Source organism: Vibrio sp. 1078-1, from assembly GCF_033340475.1.
On the sequence record NZ_JAWOWM010000129.1, the window covers coordinates 1 to 926 of the forward strand.

Here is a 926-nt window from a genome sequence, read left to right on the forward strand (position 1 = left end):
ATTCAAAAGGATTAAGTCAAAATGCAAAGTAAAGAATCGATCAAGATTGTAGAGCGCAAAGCAAATCCTGAACTTGACACACAAGCCATTGTGAGTAAAAAAAATTTTATAAACCGGGTTTTAGATAACAGAAAAGAAGGTCTTAAGGTCAGGCGAGAAAACTTGGTTAGTCTTGGTGATTTTGCCATCGACCAGGTTCGCTGGTATACCTGGTTTCAAACTACGCATGAAGACGAACAAATTTGTACATTACGTCTTTACGAAACTTCTCTAATGGGCGCTTGTTATCATCGACTTGCTAGGAATCCCAATGGTGAATTAACTATAAAGATTCTCGACTATCCTGAAGTAAAGTGGGATGGGGAAGGTATTTTAAAAACGGGGTGCATAAATCCTAATAGATGGATTGATATGTATTTCATATCGACAGTTGTGCGTGACAGGCTAAGTTTAGACGTATTGGCGAACTTTCCGATTTCTTTGATGAGACAGAGCTCAACCAAAGCGGGTGAGCTGTCTTATATGCTAGTAGACGTCATTCAGTCGTTCCACAATCGCACATCGGATTATCCTGATAAGCTGGTTGCAGCAATGGACGCAGCGGTAGCTCAAGGGGATAACTGGGCGTTGGAAATTGCGATGGGGATCCTAGAAACCTTCGCAGCGCTCACTACTAACATTGGTTATGATTTTGAGGAAGTGCTCGTTAAAAACCTACAGTTTCAAGAGAAATATCATCTTAGAGAATTAGGACCAGATAGGATAGGCATCCGAACTTTTATTAACTTCCCTCTGCTTGGCATGGCTTGTATGTGGTACGACAAAGGCAACCGTTTATCTATTGAAACCGGTTGGCTTCCTCCTTATCTCGTCGAAGGGCATTGGTTAGAAGATGTAAAAGCAGGGAAGATCACTCGATAAATCCT

1 protein-coding gene is annotated in these 926 nt (G+C 41.4%); it reads left to right on the top strand.

Annotated elements, in window-relative coordinates; translation table 11 throughout:
- Positions 1–21: 21 nt before the first annotated feature.
- Positions 22–921 carry an immunity 49 family protein gene (locus tag R7190_RS26100; protein WP_318137707.1) on the top strand — a complete coding sequence of 300 codons (900 nt, stop codon included), beginning with the start codon at positions 22–24 and terminating at the stop codon, positions 919–921.
- The last annotated feature ends 5 nt before the right edge of the window (positions 922–926 follow it).